Origin of the sequence: Chryseobacterium jejuense (assembly GCF_017877355.1) — a bacterium.
Classification (GTDB): Bacteria; Bacteroidota; Bacteroidia; order Flavobacteriales; family Weeksellaceae; genus Chryseobacterium; species Chryseobacterium jejuense_A.
In genome coordinates, this window is sequence record NZ_JAGIPR010000008.1 from 213,261 (window position 1) to 237,535 (window position 24,275).

Genomic DNA, 24,275 nt, shown 5'->3' on the forward strand with positions numbered 1-24,275 from the left:
TTACCAATTCGCTACAATGTCGTTAAAAATCTTATTAATAATTCTTTCTGTCACAATCTTCACCTGAGAATTTTCGATCTCATTCTGTGATAAGTTACTGTTAAAAGCAGCTTCATCCGAATACGTTCTGTCAAAACTTGAGTCCGGGTGTACTTTATTTTCATAATGTACTTTTACAGTAATTGTAAGTTTATTCTGAGCCTGTTGTACCACTCCCCCGGCAGGGTTTGTCTGCGTATTGGAGCTGATGGTAGTAGGCGTAATGGCATAATCTGAAATTTCTCCTTCTATCAGAATATCAGGATTTGTTTTTGTTCCTTTCAGAGTGGTTCTCTGTACAAACCTGTTCTGAATATCTGTTGAAAACTGTTGGGACAATGTTGGGTTTACAAGAGATGCATTGTTCGGGAACTCATTGATCTGAACTGTTTTTTCGTCTGTAAGAGATGATCCTGTAAAGCTATAGCATGAGTTTAATACTCCCAGCAAAGCAAAGAGTACCATCATTCGCAATGGCTGTTTCGGACTGATATTATTAATTTTAAAATTCATTTTTAGATCCAATTTCAGTGATTTCATCAAATTCAATTTGTTGAATAGCATCTTCGTAAGCAAAATAATTAGCAGTATACACAAAGGGAATGGTAAGAAAAATTCCGATCCCACAAGCAAGAACACCAATCTGAGCTAAAAGGCCTATTACAAATGAGAAAAGAAGAATTGATATAAGATTTCCTTTGGTCATTACCTTTGAAATATTCCAGGCAGTTTTTAAATCCTTAATTCCTTTAAGGCTGATTAAAGGAGTAATGTAGAAAGCTTTTAATGCAAAGTAATAGATCGCTATCATTACTGCAAGTATATAGGGAAACATAAAAAACGCTGCCATTGGATTAGGATCATCACTACCAGATAATGCTCCCGTTAATGCCAATACAATAATCAGCGGAATGTAAATAATTAACACGGCTCCAAAAATAATGAGCTGTAAAATAAAATAAGGCATAAAGTCTTTAAAGTCGAAAATATCTCCGGGACTTGCAGGTTGATTTCTATTCAATTTTTGAAGATATTTATACATGTTCCCCATTGCCAGCATTCCACAAAAAGGGATGATTGACATGATAATGCACACTAAAAATGCAGCAAAAATATTTCCGAAATCTTTTTTTAAGAATTCGAAACCTCTGTTAATATACTCCCCGAATTTAAAATTAATCGGCTTAGGTTTTAAATTTACATTCATACTTATTGTGCTTTACTAATCTTCCAGATTATACTGTTTTATTTTTCTATATAAAGTTCTCTGTGAAATTCCAAGTTCATCTGCAGCTCTGTTCCTTCTTCCTTTATGCTTTTCCAGTGCTTTGATAATCAAATCCTTTTCGTTATTCTGAAGAGAAAGTGACTCCGGTCTGTTTTCTTCTACTTCAATATCTTCAATATCTTCGTAGCTGTCATCCGGGCTTGAAATAATGGTAGGTGTCTGTACTGCCGGCGCATCATTATTCTCAAAATACAGTAAAGAGTTTGAGTTTAGCTGTGGTTGAGTTTCAGGAGTATAAATTCTGTTAATCAGATTTTTCTCATGATTGCTTAGATCTGCTGTTCCTCTGTTCTTTATTAATTCCGAAGTTAAGGATTTTAAATCATTAATATCGTTTCTCATATCGAAGAGAATCTTATACATGATTTCTCTTTCGCTTCCGAAATCATTTGGTTTTGGGGTATTCTGATTATTTACCACCATTGGAAGGTGGGTTTCCATCGGAATATATTCTGCAAGCTTTTCTGCAGTGATATTTCTGTTTCTTTCCACAACAGTCATCTGCTCAACAAGATTCCTTAATTGGCGGATGTTACCTGGGAAAGCATAATTTTCTATATAATGAACAGCACTTTGCTCCAATTCCAGCTCAGGCATTCTGTATTTTTCTGCGAAATCTATTGCAAATTTCCTGAACAGCAAATGGATATCTCCTTTTCTTTCTCTTAAAGGAGGCATATCAATCTGAACGGTATTTAAACGGTAATACAGATCTTCACGGAATCTTCCATCATGAATGGCCTTCATCATGTTAACGTTAGTAGCTGCTACAATTCTTACATTGGTTTTTTGTACCTGTGAAGATCCTACTTTCATAAATTCACCACTCTCCAGTACTCTTAAAAGACGAACCTGTGTCTGTAAAGGAAGCTCTCCTACCTCATCCAGGAAGATTGTTCCGCCATCTGCTACTTCAAAATATCCTTTTCTGGTGGCGGTAGCTCCTGTAAAAGCTCCTTTTTCGTGCCCAAATAATTCTGAGTCTATGGTTCCTTCAGGAATAGCTCCACAATTGACTACGATATAAGGCTGATGTTTTCTTCTGGATTCTGAATGGATGATCTTCGGAATAAATTCTTTCCCTACTCCACTTTCTCCGATAACAAGGACGGAAATGTCTGTAGGGGCAACCTGTATCGATTTTTCCAGAGCCCTGTTGAGTGCCGGAAAGTTCCCGATAATTCCGAAGCGGTTTTTTATGTTTTGTAACTCGTTGCTCATAAGTAAATTTTTGATTATTGATTGAATGTTACTATTCTACAGCTCTTCCATCTGCTGTCTGTAGACTTTGTTAAAATGATGAGTATAGACATCTTTCATTGTCTTTCCTTCATCGTACGTTTTTAAGGCTAACATTTTCAAATCCAAATAATCTTTGTTTCTAATTTTAGAAACTTTACTTTTAAAGTATATATTCTCGGCAAAGTTGTATTCTTTGCTTTGTTTTTCAAAATTCTCAAGGGCTTTATCATATTTACCCAGCTCAAAATAAGTAACGCCAAGCTGATAATGATCGAACATGCCTTTTACATATCCTCTTGTGGCCAGCAGATGTTCAATAATTCCAGCTGCTTTTTCCTTCTGCCCTAAAGCACTGTAGGACATAGCTTTCACTACATCCAAATGATAATCTCCGTTTAAAGATCTTCCAAGATCTTCAGGATAATATTTACGGAACTCTTCTAAGTCCTGAATAGCTCCCTTATAGTCTCCTAAAAACTGAAATTTGCACCAGCCTCTGTACCCAAGATGCATTTTAGGATCTAAGGCAACCGCTTTATCAATCAGGATTTTCCAGGTTACAAAATCTCCGTTTTTGAGATAAGGTACTGCTTTCTCCATATAAACATTGGAGAAATCCGGGCAAAGTTCTATCGCTTCATCAAAGCCTTCCTGTGATTCCCGGGAGCCTTGTAAATCCGAAGCTTTATTGTAAAGTTCACAGGCTTTTTTGCAGTCCTCACCCTCTATTGCATTACAGTTGACCTGTGCAATAGTATTGGTGTACACTATTAGTAACAAAAAGCTAAGGTAATACCTCTGAAACTTTTCCATCTTCAATTTTATAGGTTAAATACTGATAGTAATCTACTTTTAAACCTTCTATCTCTTTCGGCATCCAGCCATTTAATGATTTTGTGAATTTCAACAGCTTGTCTTCCAATTCTTCATCTAAAGCAATATCCTTCAAATCCGAATCCATGTGCTTTAGCCTGAACAGTCCTGCTTTTCCTTCACAATTTACTAAAAATCTAACGGTAATATAACCATTGACCTTCTTTTCTGAATATATATTTTCTTTTTTAAGTTTTTGGACGACAGCAATTTTTTCTCCTTTATAATCGAACATCTTTGGTCCGTGATAATATTGAAAACTGAAAGGCCTGTCTTTTCCTGCGCCGCATTTCTTAAAGCCTGCTTCATCCAGTTTTTCATCAAAAGCTATATCACCTACGGTATCCGGATATTTACTCATATTTCTCTCTGTCTGACACGAAAACAGGACAAAGGAAAATAGAGTAAAAAGATAAACCGTCTTCAAAACTTAAATTTATTCTGTGATTTTCCCTAAAAGTGTGCCTTGGGTATTATCATATACAAAAACATCCACAATGTCACCTATTTGCTGCCCTTCAAGTTTATCGAAGACACAAACTGCATTCTGAGAGTTTCTTCCTTTCCATTGGTTTTCATTCTTTTTGGAAGTTCCTTCAATCAAGATCTGATGAACTCTTCCTACATAAGACTCCATTCTCATTCTGGAAAGCTCTCCCTGAAGCGCAATCACCTCAGCAAGACGTCTCTGCTTCACCTCAGCCGGAATGTTATCTTCCATTTTTTTGTGAGCAGGAGTTCCCGGTCTTTCTGAATAAGCGAACATATAACCGTAATCATATTCCACTTCTTTCATCAGGCTTAGTGTATCCTGGTGATCTTCTTCTGTTTCATTACAGAATCCAACGATCATATCTTGAGAAAACGCTACTTCCGGAACAATTTCTTTCGCTTTTCTAATCAGTTCAAGATATTCTTCACGGGTATGCTGTCTGTTCATTGCTTCAAGCATGTTGTTGCTTCCACTCTGAACAGGAAGGTGTACGTATTTACAGATGTTATCGTGCTTCGCCATCATTCGGAATACATCAAGGCTCATATCCTGAGGGTTTGATGTAGAGAATCTGATCCTCATTTCCGGAACTGCTTTGGCAACCAAATCTAATAACTGAGCAAAATTAACGGCTGTTGCTTTCTGCATTTCAGATGCTTTGGCAAAGTCTTTTTTAGGACCACCACCATACCATAGGTAAGAGTCTACGTTCTGTCCTAAAAGAGTAATTTCTTTATAACCGCTATTCGCAAGGTCTTTGCATTCATCGATAATAGAATGTGGATCACGGCTTCTTTCTCTTCCTCTGGTAAATGGCACTACGCAGAATGTACACATATTATCACACCCTCTCGTTATAGTAACAAAAGCTGTAACTCCGTTTCCTCCTAAACGAACCGGATTGATATCTGCATAGGTTTCTTCTTTGGAAAGAATTACGTTGATGGCATCTCTACCATCGTCTGTTTCCTTTAATAAATTGGGTAAATCTCTATAGGCGTCTGGTCCTACGACAAGATCCACCAATTGTTCTTCTTCTAAGAATTTGGTTTTCAATCTTTCGGCCATGCACCCCAAAACACCTACCGTCATGTTCGGTTTTTCTTTCTTAAGATTTTTGAACTGGGAAAGACGCATTCTTACCGTCTGCTCTGCTTTCTCACGGATAGAACAAGTGTTTAACAGGATCAAATCAGCTTCTTCAACCTTCATTGTTGTATTATATCCTTGTTCATTAAGGATAGAAGCAACAATTTCAGAATCTGAGAAGTTCATCTGACAACCATAGCTTTCTAAAAACAGTTTTTTAGAATTCTCGGGTCTTTCGGCAATAGCAAATGCTTCGCCCTGTTTTGTTTCGTCTATATATTTTTCCTGCACGATAATCAATTTAAGGTTCGGGGTTAAAACACAGGTATTCTTTCCGTGAATTTTAAACTACGAACAGATGAGTCTGCAAAGATACAAAATATTGTGACAGAATGGCAGGAGGATTATTATGATCTGTTAAACTCGTGAAGAGGCATCATTTCCTCCTATCAGATAAGTATTAATCTCCGTGATCAAAATGATCTGATGTAAAGTTGATTTTGATGATCTTCTTAGAAACTACAGGCTGTCCATCCTTCATTGCGGGTTTCCATTTCTTCTTTACTTTTTTAATTGCAAACTTCATGTCATCAATAAACATCTCGCTATTCTTCACTTTGGGCAATACATCAAGGTTTTCTACTTTACCATTTGTATTCACATCAAAGACAAAAACAAATTTTCCGTTTACTGCATATTTTCTCAAATCAATGTATGAATGTATCATTTGTAAGAATTCTTTAGTAAAAGCATCATCACCACCCGGGAATTCTGCATTTTGTGAAGTCGGAACATCTTCTTTTGGAGATTGTGACTGTTGAGAATATCCTATAAACCCAAAGAACAGGAACAGAATTACAATGTATTTTTTCATGGTTATTATATAGTTAATCAGTATGCCGGCTTTACATATCTATTGATAATGAAGAGAAATTCATTTTTACTTTCATCTCAGATTTTACTGGTTGTCCATTGCAGGTTGCAGGTTTCCAATTTCTTTTGATTCTTCTCACTACATACTGCATATCATCAAAAAAAGCTTCACTGTGTAATACTTTTGGAGCTCCTACAGCATCTATCACCTTTCCTGATTCATCCATTATTAAAGTAAATGTAAAGTCTCCGCTCAGTGTATAAAAATCTGCATTCAGGTAAGTATACATGTATTTGCTTAAAATATCTTTGTATGCTGAAGCTCCTCCTTCAAAAGCTGCAGGTTTAAAATCGTTACATTTTACAGCGACTTGTAGAAAAGGTTCTTTAATATCTATTTTAAAAAGATTTTTATTATTTTCTACAATAAAGGAATCATCTCTATCTTCAAGCTCCTGTGCAAAAGAAAAGTTTGCAAAAAATAAGGCAAAAAATAAAAGTATCGTTCTCATAGCTTGATCTGTTCATTAAATTAATAAACAAAGGTAAATATTTAGAAGCCTTACCAAAAAGAAAAACTTCACACAATGTATGAAGTTTTCTAAAATAGGTTTCTCATTTAGGTATTGAAACACCGAAAACAACTTCTATAAAAGGCCTTTGATGTGTTTATAATTACTTTTAACGGTTTCAAGCACCTCATCCATTTTTCCACCCAGCATCAACTGAGCCATAGATTTGGTCATTCCCAGCACCTGATCCAGTTCAATTTTTGGAGGAAGAGCCAATGCATTAGGATTGGTAAAGATATTGAGAAGATAAGGTCCGTTATACTCCAGACATTCTTTAATGGCATTTTCTACCTCTTCAGGTTGATGTACATTTTTCCCGGGATATCCCATTGCCTGGGCAACTAATGCAAAATCCGGGTTAATCATATCTGTTTCGTTATCCGGCATTCCGCCAACTTCCATTTCCAGTTTTACCATTCCCAGAGTTCTGTTATTGAACACAATCAGCTTTACAGGAAGCTTATACTGGAAAATGGTTGCCATATCTCCTAACAGCATGGATAAGCCACCATCCCCACACATTGCAATGATCTGCTTATCCGGATGTGATAAAGAAGCCCCAATAGCCATAGGCATGGCGTTGGCCATTGATCCGTGGTTAAAGGATCCCAACATCTTTCGTTCTCCGGTTCCTGTAATAAATCTTGCTCCCCAAACGCAGCACATTCCGGTATCTACTGTAAAAATTGCATCTTTTTTAGCTAGCCGATCCAACGTATGGGCAACATACTCCGGCTGAATAGCATCTTCTTTTCCTGAATCCTTCACATATTCCAGTTGATTTTCTTTTACTTTATCATAAAAGGCCAGCTGCTCATTGAGAAAGTCAACATCTGTTTTTTCTTTCAGCAAGGGAAGTAAGGCCATAATGGTATGTTTAACGTCTCCTGTAAGACCTAACTCAAGCTTTGCCCTTCTTCCCAGCCTTTCGGGGCTTTCATCAACCTGAACAATTTTATTTTTTACAGGCATAAATTTCTGATAAGGAAAATCGGTCCCCAGAAGGATGACAAGATCGGCTTCGTGCATCGCATGATAGGCAGAAGGAAAACCTAGTAAACCAGTAAGCCCGATCTCATTAGAGTTATTAGGCTGAATGGCCATTTTTCCCCGGAATGAATAGCCCACAGGAGCTTTTAATAAATGAGATAACTTTATAACCTCAGCACTGGCTTCAGCAGCTCCTATCCCACAGTAAAGGGTTACTTTTTTACTCTCATTGATAAGTATGGCAAGACTATTCAATTCATCATCTGATGGTCTTATTACAGGATTGGTTTTAAAAATCTGGGTGGAAGTTGTTCCTTCCTGTGCATCAAGTTCTGAAACATCCCCCGGAAGACCTATCACTGCTACTCCTTTTTTGGAAATAGCATGCTGAATAGCTGTTTGAATGGTTCTCTGTACCTGCTCAGGACGTGTAATCATTTGATTATAATAACTGCAATCATCAAATAACTTTATGGTATTGGTCTCCTGAAAGTAATCCATTCCCATTTCGTCGCTGGGAATTGTAGAAGCAATCACCAACATTGGAACATGGGATTTGTGCGCTTCGTATACTCCATTAATCAAATGAACGTGCCCCGGGCCACAGCTTCCTGCACATACCGCAAAACCATCAAGCTCGGCTTCTGCAGCGGCGGCATAAGCTCCTACTTCTTCATGCCGCACATGTATCCATTGAATACTGCTTTTCTTCACCGCAACATTTAGGTGATTGAGGCTGTCTCCTGTTACTGCATAAATTCTTTTCACATTAGCATTTTCGAGCATTTCAACAATTTGCTCTGCTATATTTTTAGCCATAATTTATAGATTTGGTGGTTGTTTTTCTTTATCACACTTAGAATATATATTCTAAGCCTATCAAATTTAGCTAATTAATAGCAGAACTGAAGGAGATACAGTATTAAAAAACTCGTAAATTTTTCATCATGTTCCAGATTTTAACGCTGAGTTCGCTAGGTTATTTAAAAATGGTTGATTTAAAATAGAAAGCAAAACCGTTTCACTTATCAAAGGGGAATTACTTTATGATCCAAAAACAGATCAGTACAAAACATTACAATCTTTGTATAAAAAAACTATATCTTATTTTTAAGTTTAAAAGTTATAAACTGTATTAAAAATAAAAACGGCCATCCCAAGGGACAGCCGTTCATATATTATTTTCTATTGATTAGATAACCACTTCAATCTGGTTTCTTAATAAGTCTTCAAATTCATCTCTTTTACGGATCAGATGAGCTTTTCCATCAAGGAATAAAACCTCAGCAGGCTTTAATCTTGAGTTGAAGTTTGAACTCATTTCGAAACCGTAAGCTCCTGCATTGTGGAATGCAAGGATATCACCTTCTCTTACTTCGTGTAATTTTCTGTCCCATGCAAAAGTATCCGTCTCACAAATGTTTCCTACAACGGTATAAATTCTTTCTGCTCCTTTTGGGTTGGATAGGTTTTCAATGGCGTGGTAAGAATCGTAGAACATTGGACGGATCAGGTGGTTAAATCCTGAATTTACCCCAACAAAAACTGTAGCTGTAGTTTGTTTGATTACGTTAGCTTTTACTAATAGATATCCGCTTTTTCCTACTAAGAATTTTCCTGGTTCAAACCATAATTCGAATTTTCTACCTGTTGTTTTTGCAAACTCACCTAAAACTTTTTCAACTTTTCTCCCTAATGTTTTAACATCAGTTTCTTCTTCACTATCCTGATAAGGAATTTTGAAACCACTTCCCATATCCAGATATTTCAAGTTAGGGAAATGCTCAGAAAGTTCAAGCATGATATCCAAAGCCTGAAGGAAAACCTCAGGATCTTTAATCTCACTTCCTGTGTGCATGTGAAGCCCTTCAACATTAAGATTGGTACTCTTCATCACTCTTTCAATATGACGAAGCTGGTGAATAGAAATTCCAAACTTGCTGTCGATGTGACCTGTTGAAATTTTATAGTTTCCGCCGGCAAAGATGTGTGGGTTGATTCTAACAAAAATAGGATAAGAATTTCCGTATTTGTTCCCGAATTGCTCAAGAATAGAAATGTTATCAATGTTAATATGAACTCCGAATGCCATTGCTTCCTCTATTTCAGCTAGGTCAACACAGTTGGGAGTAAATAATATTTTTTCTTTTGGAAATCCTGCCTTTAATCCTAATTTGACTTCGTTAATAGATACACAATCCAAAGATGCACCCAGCTTCTTGACATACTTAAGGATATTGATGTTTGTCAACGCCTTCGCTGCATAGAAGAACTTAGTATGTTTTGAAAAAGAAGATGTAAGTTTTTCGTATTGAACTTTGATGGATTCAGCATCGTAAACGTACACTGGTGTGCCAAACTCATTGGCAATCTTTAATAATTCTTGTGAATTCATAATTTCATTTTAACATAAAAAAAGGCAGATTCTTAGAAAAAGAGCCTGCCACATTGATTATTTTTTATGCAAGACAAGTCTTTCAAATATTCCAAACCTTAGAGAACTTAATAGCTCCCTTTTTTCCAGTTTTTATTTGTTTAAAAATTTGCATTGCTTCTATTTATTTTTTGCAAAAATACTATTTATTTTTTATTCTGAGAAAATTGATTTGAAAAGTATCTTCTTTCTAATCAAAATTTAAGGTCTAAATTTTTAATTATTTAGGCAGAGGCAACGTCTCAAAATCACCACGCAGAAGTGCCAACTGCAGTTCATTGTTCAAATCTGTTGAAGACAGCGGAAGATCTATTTTTAATTTGGCAAGTTTACTTAGGGTCTGTATCTGTGTAAACAGTTCATAAAAACCAAAGGACATTACCTTTCCGTTTTCAATAATTAAAAATAATTTCTCTCCTAATTTTCTTCCGGTACCCAGCCAAAGTTCATTTCTTTTTCTGAACTCTATTTTCTGTTTCAATACCGCTACATCATTGTATTCTTCCTGAGCACCGATAAACTGAACCGCTTTTGTCCCTTGAGTAAATGATCTGAATTTCAGGATCGGTTTTTCAGTTTTATTCAGTTTGTTTTTTTCAACAACATACTTATTGTTTCTGAAATAAAGCCCGAATGGCAGTACTTCTTTTTTCTTACTATTTTTGGAATTCAGGGTCAGTTTAGCAATAATATCTGTTCCGGTAAGCTCAAAATTAATCTGTTCAGTACCTTTTTGAACGTGCTCCCATTTTTTTGACTTGGAGTTGAATACTTTTTTTGAAAACTTATTGATATCCTGAGCGTAATCTGAGAAGATAATCCTTCCAGCCTCATCCTGAAAATATACAAATCCTTTATCGTTCGGAAGATCCTGTGTAAGTTGCTTGATCTTATTGATATAGGTTTTTGCATTGGTTTCTTCGTGTTGTTTCTGGATAATCTCGTTCTCAGTATCTTTTGATACTAAAAGTTTAAACAGCTCCAGCGTTGCTCTGGCGTCTCCGTCGGCTCTGTGGTGATTAGTCAGAGGAATCCCCAGTGATTTCACCAATTTACCCAACGAATAACTTACTTCATCAGGAATCAATTTTTTAGCTAAAGGAATTGTATCTAAAGTATTGATGTTAAAATCATAACCCAGCCTTTTAAACGATTGGCGAAGCATTCTGTAATCGAAATCAATATTATGCCCTACCAATGTTGTATTTTGGGTAATTTCAATAACTCTTTTGGCTATTTCATGAAACTTAGGAGCAGTTTTCACCATCTTTGGTGTGATACTGGTCAGTTTCTGTACAAAAGGAGTAATATCTCCTTCCGGATTGACAAGGGATATAAATTGATCTGTAATTTTCTGACCATCATATCTGTAGATGGCAATATCTATAATGCATTCATTTCTATAACCTGCACCATTACTTTCTATGTCTATAATTGAATACATTGATTTTCCCGTTAACTGCTGTGTTTATTATTAAAAACTCTAACTCTTTTATTCGATATTCTTTTCCCATCAGTAAAGATAACCTGCTAAAATAACAAAAAATATAGTAAAATATAGCAGGTTACTATTTATTACGCTCAGATTATCTTCTTCTGCCTCCAAGACCAAACATACCGAGAATAGCTTTTGCGCCTTCTCTCATCAGTGTGTTGGTAAAAGTTCTTCCTGCCTGGCTTTGCAACACCTGTTCAAACATTCCCGGCTCTTCTTTTACCGGTTTTGTTCTTTGATTAGCTGTTGGGTTCTGAGCTGCCTGCTCCATTCTGTTGGTTAACATTTCATAAGCAGACTCTCTATCCATTGCCTGTTCATATTTAGCTACCATGGCTGAACTGGATGTTAATTCTGTAATTTCAGCCTCACTCAGAACATCCATTCTTGACTCAGGAGAAATAAGATAAGTATGAACCAACGGTGTTGGAATCCCTTTCTCATCCAAAGCAGTTACAAATGCTTCACCGATTCCTAAATTCTGAATCAGATTGGAAGCGTTATAGAATTCTGTAGTTGGATAATTTTCAACAGCTTTGGAAATTTCCTTTTTATCTTTTGCTGTAAACCCTCTCAGGGCATGTTGTATTTTTAATCCTAATTGAGATAAAACGCTTTCCGGCACATCACCAGGAATCTGGGTAATAAAATAAATTCCCACTCCTTTTGAACGAATAAGTTTCACCATCGTTTCAATCTGCGAAAGAAGCGTTTTTGAAGCTTCATCAAAAAGTAAGTGTGCTTCATCTATAAACAGCACCAATTTCGGTTTTCCGCTATCTCCTTCTTCAGGGAAAGTCATATAGATTTCGGCAAAAAGAGAAAGCATGAAAGTAGAAAAAAGCTGTGGCTTATTCTGAATGTCTGATACTCTTAAGATATTAACAACTCCTTTCCCATCTCTGGTTTCCAGTAAATCCTGCACATCAAAACTCAGTTCTCCAAAGAAATCTCCTGCACCCTGTTGTTCTAAAGCAACAATAGATCTTAAAATAGCTCCCAACGAAGCTGGTGCTATTGATCCATAATTGGCAGCAAGTTCAGCTTTGCCCTGAGCATTATCCGTTACATACTGAAGAACTTTTTTCAAATCTTTAAGATCAATCAAAGGAAGTCCCTTATCATCACAATATTTAAAGACAATAGACATGATACTTTGCTGAGTATCATTAAGCTCAAGAATTTTACTTAATAAAACAGGACCGAATTCTGTTACGGTAGCTCTTAGTTTTATGCCTTTTCCTCCGGAAATACTCATCAATTCTACCGGAAATCCTTGTGGTGTATAAGGAAGTTGAGTTTTTGCATATCTTTCTTCAATGATTGAATTCATCTGACCTGCTTCTGCAATTCCGGAAAAGTCACCTTTGATATCCAGCACAAGTGATGGAATTCCCTGATGGGAAAGCTGCTCTGCAAATACCTGTAAAGTCTTGGTCTTTCCTGTTCCCGTTGCTCCGGCAATAAGACCATGACGGTTAATCGTTTTTAAAGGAATGGTTACGTTCACTTCCTGAACCACTTCTCCGTCCAGCATTCCTTTTCCTAATATAATATGTTCTCCTTTTGGAGTGTATCTAGCATTTAATTCTTCAATAAATTGTGCTTTGTCTGCCATTTGATTGCTTTTTTTAAACTTATAAATATAATGGTTTTTGTAAAATATCCAGTCATTAAAGCTCTATTAAACCACCTTGTTTTTGTTTTTTGCTTTAATAAATGTTTTACCTTAGCCCCTAAAAATAATGCCATACTTACCTATGACTCTATTAAAAAAAAGTTTATTCATCCTATTTTCTGTTCTATTCGCAATGGGGTTTGCCCAAAAACGGAAGAAACCTACAGCTTTGTTAACAAAAGAAGACTTTACCCACCCTTCTACTTCTGTTGTTTTTCCTATGTTATGGTCCGGCTTTCAAAGAGAATCTATATATTCCTATGACCTACAAGACAAGAATATAGCTGTAAGATATGGGCAAAAGCTAGACAAAAAAAACAAGACAACCTTCACGTTGTATATTCATCCCAAAGAAGCAGTTGATAATCAAATGATCAGAGATTCATTTTCTTCGTATGATTATATTTTTCATCAAATCTCCAATAAAGGTATGGATATAAAACCTTCATTTGGAAGCATATCCAATGATAGTATAAAAGTCAATTATATTTATTCAGTATTTGATCGGCCAATGGAAACTCTTGACTTTTTTAAAGGAGTAAAATATATAGATAAAAGCTCACTTCTTTCTATTTATGAATGCGGAGGCTGGAGTTTCAGAACCCTTATGTCAAGTGATCATATGACTAAAGATCAATTAGCAGAATTAAAAGATAAAATAGAAAACTACTTTGGAATTTTAGATATTGCTTCTAAAAAGCATCTTCCTATTGATAAGAAGCCCGATATCGTTCTCTCTTCTGTTGTTAAAAGAGATTCTATGATGACTCATGCAGTACTTGCAGCCGCCCATGCTAAAATAGAATGGCTGGGTAAAAATTTAGAAAAGAAAGAGCTTTTAACAGGCTTCAATGATATGAAAATTGAATCCGAAATGTATGCCATTGAAAAAATGGTAGAATTCTACAAAGCTCACGAGAAGGACTGGACTATGCATGATGATACTAAAAAATACTTTAGTGAAATGGCCAGAATTGTTGATAATGGAAGAATCAAAGATCATATTTATTACAAATATGATGGAATCATCAACTATGAAGGGGGCGCTGCCAGAAAAGATGATTATATACAATTTAAAATAGACAAAGATATTTCGGAAAACACCAATGAAATGTTTTATAAAATATTTTATAGACTAGAGTAAATAAACGTTTTATTTGCTTCGTTTACAGAAAGAACATGATAAAAAACAGCATTTGTTAATTAACCTTATGTAAGGCATCCTTTTTGCTGAAAAATACAGTACATTAAACATTTGTTTAACATAAGTATTGAAAGAAACTATCAATTGAATTTAACATTTGATTTAGAATTCATCTAATACTTTGTATCTTTAACTATTAAAAAAATACCCAATGAAAATTGAACAAATATATACGGGCTGTCTGGCTCAGGGAGCCTATTATATTGTATCAGAAAATGAAGCTGCCATTATTGATCCTTTAAGGGAGGTAAAACCGTATCTGGATCGTCTGGAAAAAGACAATGTCACTTTAAAATATATTTTTGAAACCCACTTCCATGCTGATTTTGTGTCAGGACACTTGGATTTAAGTGAAAAAACCGATGCTCCGATTGTATACGGGCCTACGGCAGCTCCTGAATTTGAAGCCATTATTGCTGAAGACAATCAGGTTTTTGAGATTGGAAAAATAAAAATAAAGGTACTTCATACTCCCGGACATACGATGGAGAGTACTACTTATCTTTTAATTGATGAAAATGGGAAGGAAACAGCCATCTTTACAGGGGATACTCTGTTTTTAGGAGACGTAGGAAGACCGGATCTTGCCCAGAAGGCTACTAACCTTACTCAGGAAGATCTTGCAGGAATTCTGTATGACAGTCTTCAAAACAAAATTATACCTTTAGATGACAGTATCACTGTTTACCCGGCTCACGGAGCAGGTTCTGCATGTGGAAAAAATATGCAGAAAGAAACAGTAGATATTCTGGGAAATCAAAAAAGAACAAACTATGCACTCAACCAACCGGATAAGGCTTCTTTCATCAGAGAAGTACTTGACGGGCTTACTGCACCTCCAAAATATTTTGGAATGAACGTAGCCATGAACAAAGGTGGTTATGAAAGTCTGGATGTAGTGATGGATAAGGGATTGCAGCCTGTTTCCCCTGAAGATTTTGAAGCAATGGCAGAAGAAACCGGAGCTTTGATTCTTGATACAAGAGGAGCCGCAGATTTCCATAAAGGTTTTGTTCCTAATTCTGTGAATATCGGATTAAAAGGCGACTTTGCTCCTTGGGTAGGAACTTTAATCATAGATGTAAAGCATCCTTTACTATTGATAGCAGATGAGGGAACAGAAGAAGAAGTTATCATCAGATTAAGCCGAGTAGGTTTTGACAATGTGGTGGGTTACCTGAATGGAGGTTTTGAAGCCTGGAAGAATGCAGGGAAAGAAATTGATGAGGTGAAAAGAATCACTCCAGATCAGTTTGCAGATCAGTTCACAGCAGAGGCAAAAGTAATTGACGTTAGAAAATTGACAGAATATTCTGCAGAACATATTGACAATGCATACAACCGACCTTTGGACTCTATCAGTGATTGGGCCCGTAATCTTGATGACTCTGAACATTTCTTCCTACACTGCGCTGGAGGATACAGAAGTATGATTGCTGCAAGCATCCTTAATTCACACGGAATCAGAAACTTCACTGAAATAGAAGGAGGATTTAATGGTATTAAAAAAACAGAAAAAATTCCGACAACGGACTTTGTATGTCAATCCAAAACATCATAACATCATGAAAGTTAGTTTTTTTGGCATAGCATTAACTTCTCTTCTAGCGTTAAGCAGCTGTAAAACAACCCATTCCACAGAAGCTCCCAAGTCTAACATTAAGGAAGTGGTAACGAGTTCAGATGTAACATTAGTGGATGTAAGAATTCCTGAACAATACGCTGCCGGAACGGCTAAAAATGCGATTAACATTCCATTAGCAGATATTCATAACAAACTTGAAACCCTGAAGGGGAAAAAAGTGGTTGTTTTCTGTAATAAAGGATTGCAGGCAGATCAAGCCATGGAAATTTTAAAGAAAAACGGAGTGGAAGCCTATGATGGAACGAGTTGGAAAAATGTAAAAGGCCTCCAGGACGAAGCAGATAAAAAGTAAACTAATAAACTCAAACTATGTCACAAAAATTTCAGGAAATCATCAATTCCGAAAGACCGGTACTTATTGACTTTTTTGCCACGTGGTGCCAGCCTTGTAAAGTTCAGTCTTCGGTTTTAAACACGGTAAAAGAAAATATAGGCGAAGGGGCCAGAATCATCAAAGTAGATGTAGACCAATACCCCGCTATCGCAGCACAATACGGAGTAAGAGGAGTACCTACTTTAGCTGTTTTCAAAAATGGAGAACTTCTTTGGAAAGAAAGCGGAGTGCATGATGTGAATACATTAACGCAGCTTCTGCAACAATATATTTAAGACTAAAAATAAGGCTGAGTTCATGTAAACTCAGCCTTATTTTTTATATGTCCATTGAAAAATGATCGCGGTCATTTAAAAACTGGAAATGAGTTCTGAAATCCTTCAGTTCATTCATATCCAGTTCTGCTGAAACAATATTTCCATTTTTATTTGAAATTTCTTTTCCATCAGCAAAGAAACAATGAGAACTTTCTTTATAGAATAGATTATTTCCATCTGTTCCTATTCTATTAAGTCCAAACACAAAAGAAAGATTTTCAATGGCTCTTGCTTTTAAAAGATGCTCCCAAGCTTCCACTCTCTTTTCAGGCCAATTCGCTACGTATAAAATGGCATCATAATCATCATTATTTCTTGCAAATACAGGGAATCTAAGATCATAACAAACCTGAAGTAAAAATCTTACCCCCTTATACTCTACGATGACCCTATTATTACCCGGGGTATATACTTTATCTTCTCCTGAAAAGGAAAACAAATGTCTCTTATCATAAAATGTAACTTCGCCACTTGGTTGTACAAAGTACATTCTGTTATAAAAATTACCCCTTTCCTCTACCGGAGCACTTCCACAAAATGCTGCATTCTTTTCTTTCGAGATCTTTTTTAAAAACTCAAGAGATTCTTCACTTCTGTCAGAAACTTCAGAAGCATCCATACAGAAGCCTGTGGAAAACATCTCAGGTAGCAAAAACAAATCTGCTTCAAAATTTTGAAGCTCACGTTCTATTATTTTAAAATTTTCAGCTTTATTTTTCCAGATGATATCCAAATTGAGACCTACAATCTTCATCTTTTTATTGGTTTAAAATTATTGATTATCTGAAGTATAAAAATACGTCTTTTCTGTTTAATAAAGAAAAGAGCCTTATAATTCTTAATATTTACTAAAGTCTGCTATTTTTATAGTATTCAGTGCCTTTCGGTTTCATTTTTGATGCAGGTAATTCTTATTAATATCATTAAAAATTATAAAATTTATGAAGAAATTGGTTTTTATGGTGATGATATTCTTTTTTGGAGCCATGGCTAACGCTCAAGCGTGGACTGGAAAGGGAGATCAAAAGGTCCAACTAGGTTTAAGTGCCTGGGGATATGGAACTGGTATAACGGGAACTTACGACTACGGATTGAATAAGCTCATATCTGTGGGAGCCGGTCTTAACGGGTATTTCAGTAATTACAAGAACAACGATAAGGATAACCGGGTATTTGTTTTCGGAAGACTGAATTTCCACCTGCAGGAAGCCTTAAGCCTTCCACCAAAGTTGGATATATATCCCGGTGTTGATGTTGGAGTGGTTGGAAAAGACTTTGGAATAGGTGCTCACATCGGTGCACGCTACTTCTTTACAGAAAGAATTGGTGTATTTGCAGAGGTGGGTAACAATGGCAGTCTTGGAGTTTCATTCAATTTATAATCAAATAGTCCTAAAATATGACAAAGCTTCTCATTTAGAGGGGCTTTTTTATTTGGCATAGTTTTGATAATTGTTACCTTTGCAAATTAAAATCTAAAATTTATTAATGGAAATAGCAATCAAACTCTTCCAGTTCATTCTGAGTATCTCTATACTTGTAGTTCTTCATGAGCTTGGGCACTTCTTACCGGCAAAATGGTTTAAGACCAGGGCAGAGAAATTCTTCCTGTTTTTTGACCCTTACTTCTCCATATTCTCTATGAAGAAAGTTAACGGAAAATGGAAGTATAAAATCTTCTCTCAGAATCTGCCAGATACTGAAGTGATAGAGGTAAACGGAAAAAAGGAAGAAGTTCCTATCGATATATCAAAACTTTCTGACGACGATTGGAGAAAATATCCGGAACAAACCAAATACGGAATCGGATGGCTTCCTTTCGGAGGTTATGTGAAAATTGCCGGAATGGTAGACGAAAGCATGGATACAGCCCAAATGAAAAAACCGGCTGAATCCTGGGAATTCAGATCTAAACCGGCTTGGCAGAGATTGATCATCATGTTGGGAGGGGTTACCGTAAACTTCTTCTTAGCGTGGATCATATTCTCAGCTTTGGTTGGAAAAAATGGAGAAACCATTTTTGATGCGGATAAAATCAATACACCGCTTCATTATACTGCAGCAGCTAAGAAAATGGGCTTCCAGGATGGAGATAAAATATTGAAAGTTGACGGAAAAGTTCAAAAAGACTTTAAAAAACTGGCATTAGACGTTTTATTAAGTGACGAAATAACAGTTTCCAGAAATGGAAAAGAGGTTATTTTCCCAACCAGCGATGATGGAAAGGTAATGGCATTTCATGATCCGGAACCAAGATCATTCCTGACCCCAAGAATGTCTCCTATTATTGATACTATTGTTAGTAAATCTACAATGGACGCAGGTTTAAAATTAGGGGATAAAATTGTTGCCATCAACGGGAAACCTGTTTCTTATTATGATGAAGTAAAACCTTTAGTTGTTCCTAATGCAGGAAAAGTAGTAGATTTCCAAGTATTAAGAAATAATCAGATTGCAGATCTTAAAATTCCGGTCTCTAAAGAAGGAACTATTGGAATTCTTTCTTTCAAGGAAGCTGAGAAGTTTATGGTTCATAATGAATATAGTTTCTTTGGTTCTATAAAAAGAGGATTTACCCTTACCATTGAAAGTTTAACCTATCAGATCAAACAGTTTAAACTGATCTTCAACAAAAAAATCCAGGGGTATAAAAAAGTAGGTGGTCCACTTGCTATTGTAAAGAACATGCCGGTAAGTAAAGATGCCCAAGGAGGTGTTTCTATTGACTGGACTGCATTCTGGGGCTTTACAGCAATGTTCTCCGTATGGTTGGCATTCCTTAACCTTATTCCTATTCCTGGGCTTGATGGTGGACATGTTATATTTACACTATACGAGATGATTGTAGGAAAACCAGTTCCTCAAAAAGTATTGGAAAACGCTCAAATGGTGGGAGTTATCTTCCTTTTAGGATTAATGGCTCTTATTTTTGGAAGCGATATTATTAAAGCCATTACAGGAACTTTATAATTTTTTGAAAATTTTTCTTAAAAATATTTGCAGGGTATAAATATTCGTCCTATATTTGCACCACTTAAAACAAAGGACATTCCTCCTTAGCTCAGTTGGTTAGAGCATCTGACTGTTAATCAGAGGGTCGCTGGTTCGAGCCCAGCAGGAGGAGCAAAAAAGACTTACAGAAATGTAGGTCTTTTTTTATTTACGCAAAAAATTAGCGTCTTCAACCCCTTTTTTTGTATTCACTTTGTATAGCCTTTGTACAAAATCAAACATTCTAATTTGAATACTTAGTCTAAAAAATCTACTCTTCATTCTATTAATAATATCATCAATTTTAATTTGAACAATAGGAAGAAAAGCTTGGAAAAACAATATTTTTTATTATCTAAAGTTTTCTGCTTAGCGAACATATTTTTATATAAAAAATAATTCAAAACATAAAAAAATCTAAGATTCGTGAAATATTTTTTTAACTTAGCCAAACTAAAAAATAAAACAATCGATGAACAAAAAATTTATTCTGCAGTTACTGTTAGTAGTAGCTGTCTTATTCTTTTTTAATTCCTGTAGAACAGATGAAGTAACCCAGAACGAGAAAAGAACTGAAAGAGAGAAAATTGAAGCCTTTGTTAAGTTTGAGAACAACTTAACTAATCAAAAAAAAAACTCTGAATACATCAGTTATCATAAACCGTTTAAAGAAATCATCCAAGCGTTTATGAACAAAAATCCAGCTTTTGCTCAGAAATTCCAGAATGAAGTAGGTGACATTTATTTTGACCTAAGAAGTTTAACATACGGAGAAGCTTCAAAAGTTATTGCCTACCCTATCATGAAAGACGACAAAGTAAATGCTTTTCTAATTGGGGTGGTAAATCCGCAAAGAGATTGGGTAAATTTTACAGTGGCTAAAGATAATACTCCTGAAGTACAACGTATCATTTCCAAGTTTCAAAACTTTTATAATTCAGCCTCTGTAACATCAAGAAGCAGAGAAAAAGAGCAACCTATAGAAGAAATTGTAATTGTTGTTGAAACGGGTATTCCTGGTGGAACAACTTCTGGGGGCGTTACCTTTCCTTATGTCGACCATAATGGTTTTGGTAGCGGTATGAGTGGTGGTGGAACTTCATATGGTGGTGGTGCAGGTGGTGCTCAAGTCCCTCCCCCACAAAGCCCTTGTGAAAAGATTAAAGAACAAAAAAATAAACCCGAATTTAATCAGAAAATTGATGATTTAAGAGGAAAGACAGCACAACAAAAGGAAACAGGCTACATACAAAAAACAGATGGAAGTTATTTATATCAACAAAACGCATCCACTAATAATAATTCTAATTCTTTAAGTTTACCCAACTCAAACCTTACACAAAATAAAGATATAACAGGATACATGCACACTCATGTTGATGATTTTACATTAACAAATAGTGATGGTATTGAAGAGACAAGAAAAGGTATAAAAATGTTTTCTCCTGCTGATGTAGGGTATTTTATGGATATGCTTTCTAATGCTCAGGCAGCAGGGAGGCCATTAGATGATGTTTATGCAGTAATGGTTACTACAAACGAAACCTATGAAATCAGATTTACAGGAAACCAATACCAAATTAAAACTTTTACTGACCAACAGATTGAAGGATTTAAAGAGGGTTATAAAAATGCAATGTTAAAATCAGATAATAAAGCAGCAACTTTTTTGAATTTTTTAAGTGAAAAAATGAATATTAAGGCTACAAATTTGTATAAGCTAAATTCAAGTGGAGGAACGGAAGAAATTAAACTTAACGGGGATAAAGTAACCACAACGACAAGTGATTGTCCAAATTAAAATTAATTATATGAAAAATATTTTTTTTATTATACTAACAATATTTACGACGGCTCTAAATGCACAAATAGTATCTCTAGAGACATTAGCACAATGTCATAGCAATAATCAAACATGCCCAAGTTATACATACGTAAAAGATATTAACGGACTTCTAAATAAATATGCGGGAACTTGGAAAGGTAGTCTTGACGGAAAAACCTATGAAATTAACATTATAAAAAAAGAAAATGTACCAATAGAATTTTCAAACACTACATGGGATATGTTAATCGGAAGAGTTAAAATAACCGATTCTAACGGAAGTGTTTTATTTAATAATTTTAATAAGACAGACAATGATGCAAGTTTGGGTTATAATTTCCAAAAAGATTTAAAGTTATACTTAATGAATTTCTCTGGAGGAAAGTCAGGTTGCATTGATATTGGATTTATGTACATGGGTATTAAACCTGAAACCCCCAATAAAATGACAATCAACTTTCATCCAGATTATGATATTGTAACCCAAGATTGTAGTAATTTTAAAACTACTATGCCAACTAATAATATTATACATTTAACAAAGCAATAAATTCAATTTGAATTATTGGTAAAGAAATGATTGGTTTTACTACAACTACACTATAGTAAAACCAATCACTTTTATTTAATTCCCAACCACAACTGGATAGGAATCTTCACAATCTCTAAACAACACATCAAACTTCTGAATAATCATATTTTTAAGACAAGTGAAGGTTTTATCTAACTTTTTAATCTTAATATAATTTTTAAGTTTGGTTTTACTCCTACCCTTTGTAGCATCAGAACCAAAATCTCTTTTCCAAAAGGCATATTCTAACTTATTCCCCTGATTAGCAATTTCTGTATCAGTAAGACCTTCAGTAAACCTATCATCCACAATCATCAAAGAATCAAACTTCATTAAAAAATCGCAGAATAGTATAACATTTTTCTGCGGGTCGTATAAATCACAAAAGTTCAATATACCAAACTTCTCTAATTCCTTTGAGTTATCCTTTAGTTCTATCCTCATAAGTTTATTCTGTCTGCCCTTATCATAAATCTTAAATGTATAATTCCCTGATTTAAACAGTTTCAATATCTTTTCTATTGAGGCAAGAAATCCGGAATCCTTTCAGCACAGTAATTATATTATTAAAGGCAAAGGATCAGCAAAGGATGATCTGAGAGCAGTGGGCTTCAGAACATGGAAAGCTCAAGAAGTTTTACGTATGGTATAATGGATGAAAAAACACAATGAATCGAACAATAAAAAAGTATATTTTACAGGATTTGATATTCATAGCTTTTATAGCTTCATAAATAAGCTTAAAAAAGAATGTAAGGACCAATGTCTTCAATCATAAAAAACCTACCTAATTGAGCTGTCTATTGGTCAAATTCAGAGATAAAAAACAAAAAAGCAGTATAACAGTAATGGATAAGAAGGGTAAAGCTACTGCAGATTCAACTATTTCAACTATTAAAAAAGAGACGAGCATTGCCAAGTCTGTTGAAACGGATCTGACATGGCTCAATCAATACATTTGTCTTTTAGAACAAAATACTGAATTAAATACCTTAACGAGGGACCAATTCGTGGTTGAAAATGTTTTATGGATAAAGAGAACCATAATCCGAATTCAAAAATAGTTCTTTGGGCTTCAATAAGAAACCAGCCTGTATGAAAAAATACCTATCTGAACAATTGGGTAAAGATTATACAGCAATAGGCTTTGCCTTTCATTCCGATCAATATACTATAAAAGGAGAAAATGGACTAATAGCTTATGATGCACTGGAACTTCTGAATTCCATTAACGGAACCTTATTTTATCCTTGATATCAAAAAAATAAAAAAGGATAATAATGAAAAATTGAAATGGTTTATTGAAGGATTAGATTTCAGAATCACAAGCTCCAGGAATAAGCCAGATGAGTTTAGTCCTAAAAATAGATCGGAAGACTTTATTTGTCCCATATTCATTAACAAGTTTACAGCCTCACTTTTATTGAAATAAAGGATATCTTCTCCCTAGAAATAGTATCTTTAAAAACAGCTTTTATCGTTTGTATTTCAAATTTTAATTATTTTATGAAATTTAATTTATTGAAAAATAAAACAATAGCAATTTTCTTCAAATATTAAGCGATAAAAACTTGCTTGGTACGGATATTCCTATTATATTTGCACCACTTAAAACAAAGGACATTCCTCCTTAGCTCAGTTGGTTAGAGCATCTGACTGTTAATCAGAGGGTCGCTGGTTCGAGCCCAGCAGGAGGAGCAAAAAAGACTTACAGAAATGTAGGTCTTTTTTTATTTCTATAATTCTACTCAATAATCTTGGGACAATGATTTTAAAATCATTTAATCAATTCTAAACCCAAGGTCAAAAATTGGTGAATTCAGGTAACCTTTCTTCATACGATCACAAATGTTCTTTCATTTCGAATTTTATTCTGAAAAGGCCTTTATTCAATACTGATAAAAAAATCAAAATCTATAAACTATTTCTTAACCAAGTATAAAGTGTTCTGCTTCTTCAAAACTGCTAAACAATTTAAATATTCTTCTCTATAACTTCAAATAAGCCTTATTTTTGTTACAATTCAAATTATGAAACTCCAAACTAGCTAATTTGTATAATAACCCATTTTTAGGCCTAAAAAAGCTTAAGAATAATGGATAGCAAATGACTCTTTTCTTATAAGATAAATGAATACTCCTTACATTGGAGAATGAGCAATAAGTAATCTATAATGATGGTGAATATTTCTATGATCCCTTAGATGGTTAGTGCTCTTCACTCTTTATCATCCCGTTGGGATCCAGACAATGGGATTCGTAATTTTATTCAGCTATTTACGGAAGCTTACTGCATAGCCTTATAGTTACTAAAGATCCTTAC

23 protein-coding genes and 2 tRNA genes are annotated in these 24,275 nt (G+C 35.1%); 11 read left to right on the forward strand and 14 right to left on the reverse strand.

Annotated features, from left to right (window positions below; all coding sequences use genetic code 11):
- The 12 genes from J2772_RS17155 to J2772_RS17210 form a co-directional block, all read right to left on the reverse strand.
- Entirely contained in the window at positions 1–552 is a 552-nt protein-coding gene (locus J2772_RS17155; RefSeq protein ID WP_209918876.1) for an LptE family protein, read from the reverse strand.
- Entirely contained in the window at positions 542–1,246 is a 705-nt protein-coding gene (locus tag J2772_RS17160; protein WP_209918878.1) for a DUF4013 domain-containing protein, read from the reverse strand. Before J2772_RS17160 ends, J2772_RS17155 begins: the two co-directional genes overlap by 11 nt.
- 15 nt (positions 1,247–1,261) lie before the next feature.
- On the reverse strand, positions 1,262–2,548 hold the full coding sequence (locus J2772_RS17165) for a sigma-54 interaction domain-containing protein (protein ID WP_209918880.1): 1,287 nt from the start codon (positions 2,546–2,548) through the stop codon (positions 1,262–1,264).
- 36 nt (positions 2,549–2,584) lie between these two features.
- Positions 2,585–3,382 (reverse strand): tetratricopeptide repeat protein, encoded by a 798-nt coding sequence (locus tag J2772_RS17170; RefSeq protein WP_209918882.1) that lies wholly within the window; start codon positions 3,380–3,382, stop codon positions 2,585–2,587.
- Positions 3,354–3,803 carry a hypothetical protein gene (locus J2772_RS17175; protein WP_209918885.1) on the reverse strand — a complete coding sequence of 150 codons (450 nt, stop codon included), beginning with the start codon at positions 3,801–3,803 and terminating at the stop codon, positions 3,354–3,356. Before J2772_RS17175 ends, J2772_RS17170 begins: the two co-directional genes overlap by 29 nt.
- A 75-nt stretch (positions 3,804–3,878) precedes the next feature.
- Positions 3,879–5,315 carry a tRNA (N6-isopentenyl adenosine(37)-C2)-methylthiotransferase MiaB gene (gene miaB / locus J2772_RS17180; RefSeq protein ID WP_209918888.1) on the reverse strand — a complete coding sequence of 479 codons (1,437 nt, stop codon included), beginning with the start codon at positions 5,313–5,315 and terminating at the stop codon, positions 3,879–3,881.
- Between the two features lie 169 nt (positions 5,316–5,484).
- Positions 5,485–5,898, reverse strand: a complete 414-nt coding sequence (locus J2772_RS17185) for an energy transducer TonB (RefSeq protein WP_209918890.1) — start codon at positions 5,896–5,898, stop codon at positions 5,485–5,487.
- Positions 5,899–5,929: 31 nt separating this feature from the next.
- The gene (locus tag J2772_RS17190; RefSeq protein ID WP_209918891.1) at positions 5,930–6,409 is read right to left on the reverse strand and encodes an energy transducer TonB; all 480 of its coding nucleotides are present in this window, start codon (positions 6,407–6,409) and stop codon (positions 5,930–5,932) included.
- Between the two features lie 135 nt (positions 6,410–6,544).
- On the reverse strand, positions 6,545–8,278 hold the full coding sequence (locus J2772_RS17195; RefSeq protein ID WP_209918892.1) for a thiamine pyrophosphate-dependent enzyme: 1,734 nt from the start codon (positions 8,276–8,278) through the stop codon (positions 6,545–6,547).
- 373 nt (positions 8,279–8,651) lie between these two features.
- On the reverse strand, positions 8,652–9,854 hold the full coding sequence (lysA, locus tag J2772_RS17200) for a diaminopimelate decarboxylase (RefSeq protein ID WP_209918893.1): 1,203 nt from the start codon (positions 9,852–9,854) through the stop codon (positions 8,652–8,654).
- A gap of 259 nt (positions 9,855–10,113) precedes the next feature.
- Positions 10,114–11,337 carry a PolC-type DNA polymerase III gene (locus J2772_RS17205; RefSeq protein WP_209918894.1) on the reverse strand — a complete coding sequence of 408 codons (1,224 nt, stop codon included), beginning with the start codon at positions 11,335–11,337 and terminating at the stop codon, positions 10,114–10,116.
- Between the two features lie 142 nt (positions 11,338–11,479).
- Positions 11,480–13,006: a helicase HerA-like domain-containing protein gene (locus J2772_RS17210; protein WP_209918895.1), complete on the reverse strand. Its 1,527-nt coding sequence runs from the start codon at positions 13,004–13,006 to the stop codon at positions 11,480–11,482.
- Positions 13,007–13,148: 142 nt separating this feature from the next.
- On the opposite strand from J2772_RS17210, the gene J2772_RS17215 reads away from it, so the two are divergent.
- From J2772_RS17215 to J2772_RS17230, 4 genes are all read left to right on the forward strand, one after another.
- Positions 13,149–14,210, forward strand: coding sequence for a hypothetical protein (locus tag J2772_RS17215; protein WP_209918896.1), 1,062 nt, complete (start codon positions 13,149–13,151; stop codon positions 14,208–14,210).
- Positions 14,211–14,421: 211 nt separating this feature from the next.
- A complete protein-coding gene (locus J2772_RS17220) occupies positions 14,422–15,831 on the forward strand; it encodes an MBL fold metallo-hydrolase (protein ID WP_209918897.1) in 1,410 nt (469 codons plus the stop codon).
- A gap of 4 nt (positions 15,832–15,835) precedes the next feature.
- Positions 15,836–16,207 (forward strand): rhodanese-like domain-containing protein, encoded by a 372-nt coding sequence (locus J2772_RS17225; RefSeq protein WP_209918899.1) that lies wholly within the window; start codon positions 15,836–15,838, stop codon positions 16,205–16,207.
- Between the two features lie 17 nt (positions 16,208–16,224).
- Positions 16,225–16,524, forward strand: coding sequence for a thioredoxin family protein (locus J2772_RS17230; RefSeq protein WP_209918901.1), 300 nt, complete (start codon positions 16,225–16,227; stop codon positions 16,522–16,524).
- Positions 16,525–16,567: 43 nt separating this feature from the next.
- Here the strand turns inward: J2772_RS17230 and J2772_RS17235 are convergent, their stop codons facing one another.
- Positions 16,568–17,320: a nitrilase-related carbon-nitrogen hydrolase gene (locus J2772_RS17235; protein WP_209918903.1), complete on the reverse strand. Its 753-nt coding sequence runs from the start codon at positions 17,318–17,320 to the stop codon at positions 16,568–16,570.
- A gap of 187 nt (positions 17,321–17,507) precedes the next feature.
- Between J2772_RS17235 and J2772_RS17240 the strand changes: the two genes are divergently transcribed.
- The 5 genes from J2772_RS17240 (at position 17,508) to J2772_RS17260 (ending at position 21,932) form a co-directional block, all read left to right on the forward strand.
- The gene (locus J2772_RS17240; RefSeq protein ID WP_209918905.1) at positions 17,508–17,948 is read left to right on the forward strand and encodes a DUF6646 family protein; all 441 of its coding nucleotides are present in this window, start codon (positions 17,508–17,510) and stop codon (positions 17,946–17,948) included.
- 106 nt (positions 17,949–18,054) lie between these two features.
- The gene (gene rseP, locus J2772_RS17245) at positions 18,055–19,536 is read left to right on the forward strand and encodes an RIP metalloprotease RseP (RefSeq protein ID WP_209918907.1); all 1,482 of its coding nucleotides are present in this window, start codon (positions 18,055–18,057) and stop codon (positions 19,534–19,536) included.
- A gap of 80 nt (positions 19,537–19,616) precedes the next feature.
- Positions 19,617–19,690: transfer RNA gene (locus J2772_RS17250), tRNA-Asn, on the forward strand.
- A 339-nt stretch (positions 19,691–20,029) separates the two neighbouring features.
- On the forward strand, positions 20,030–21,358 hold the full coding sequence (locus J2772_RS17255; RefSeq protein WP_209918909.1) for a hypothetical protein: 1,329 nt from the start codon (positions 20,030–20,032) through the stop codon (positions 21,356–21,358).
- 10 nt (positions 21,359–21,368) lie between these two features.
- The gene (locus J2772_RS17260) at positions 21,369–21,932 is read left to right on the forward strand and encodes a DUF6705 family protein (protein ID WP_209918910.1); all 564 of its coding nucleotides are present in this window, start codon (positions 21,369–21,371) and stop codon (positions 21,930–21,932) included.
- 75 nt (positions 21,933–22,007) lie between these two features.
- Here J2772_RS17260 and J2772_RS17265 read toward each other — a convergent pair whose 3' ends face one another.
- Positions 22,008–22,463 carry a hypothetical protein gene (locus tag J2772_RS17265; protein WP_209918912.1) on the reverse strand — a complete coding sequence of 152 codons (456 nt, stop codon included), beginning with the start codon at positions 22,461–22,463 and terminating at the stop codon, positions 22,008–22,010.
- 585 nt (positions 22,464–23,048) lie between these two features.
- On the opposite strand from J2772_RS17265, the gene J2772_RS17270 reads away from it, so the two are divergent.
- Both J2772_RS17270 and J2772_RS17275 read left to right on the forward strand, forming a co-directional pair.
- The gene (locus J2772_RS17270) at positions 23,049–23,207 is read left to right on the forward strand and encodes a hypothetical protein (RefSeq protein WP_209918914.1); all 159 of its coding nucleotides are present in this window, start codon (positions 23,049–23,051) and stop codon (positions 23,205–23,207) included.
- Between the two features lie 370 nt (positions 23,208–23,577).
- A tRNA-Asn gene (locus J2772_RS17275) sits at positions 23,578–23,651 on the forward strand.
- Positions 23,652–24,275: the final 624 nt, after the last annotated feature.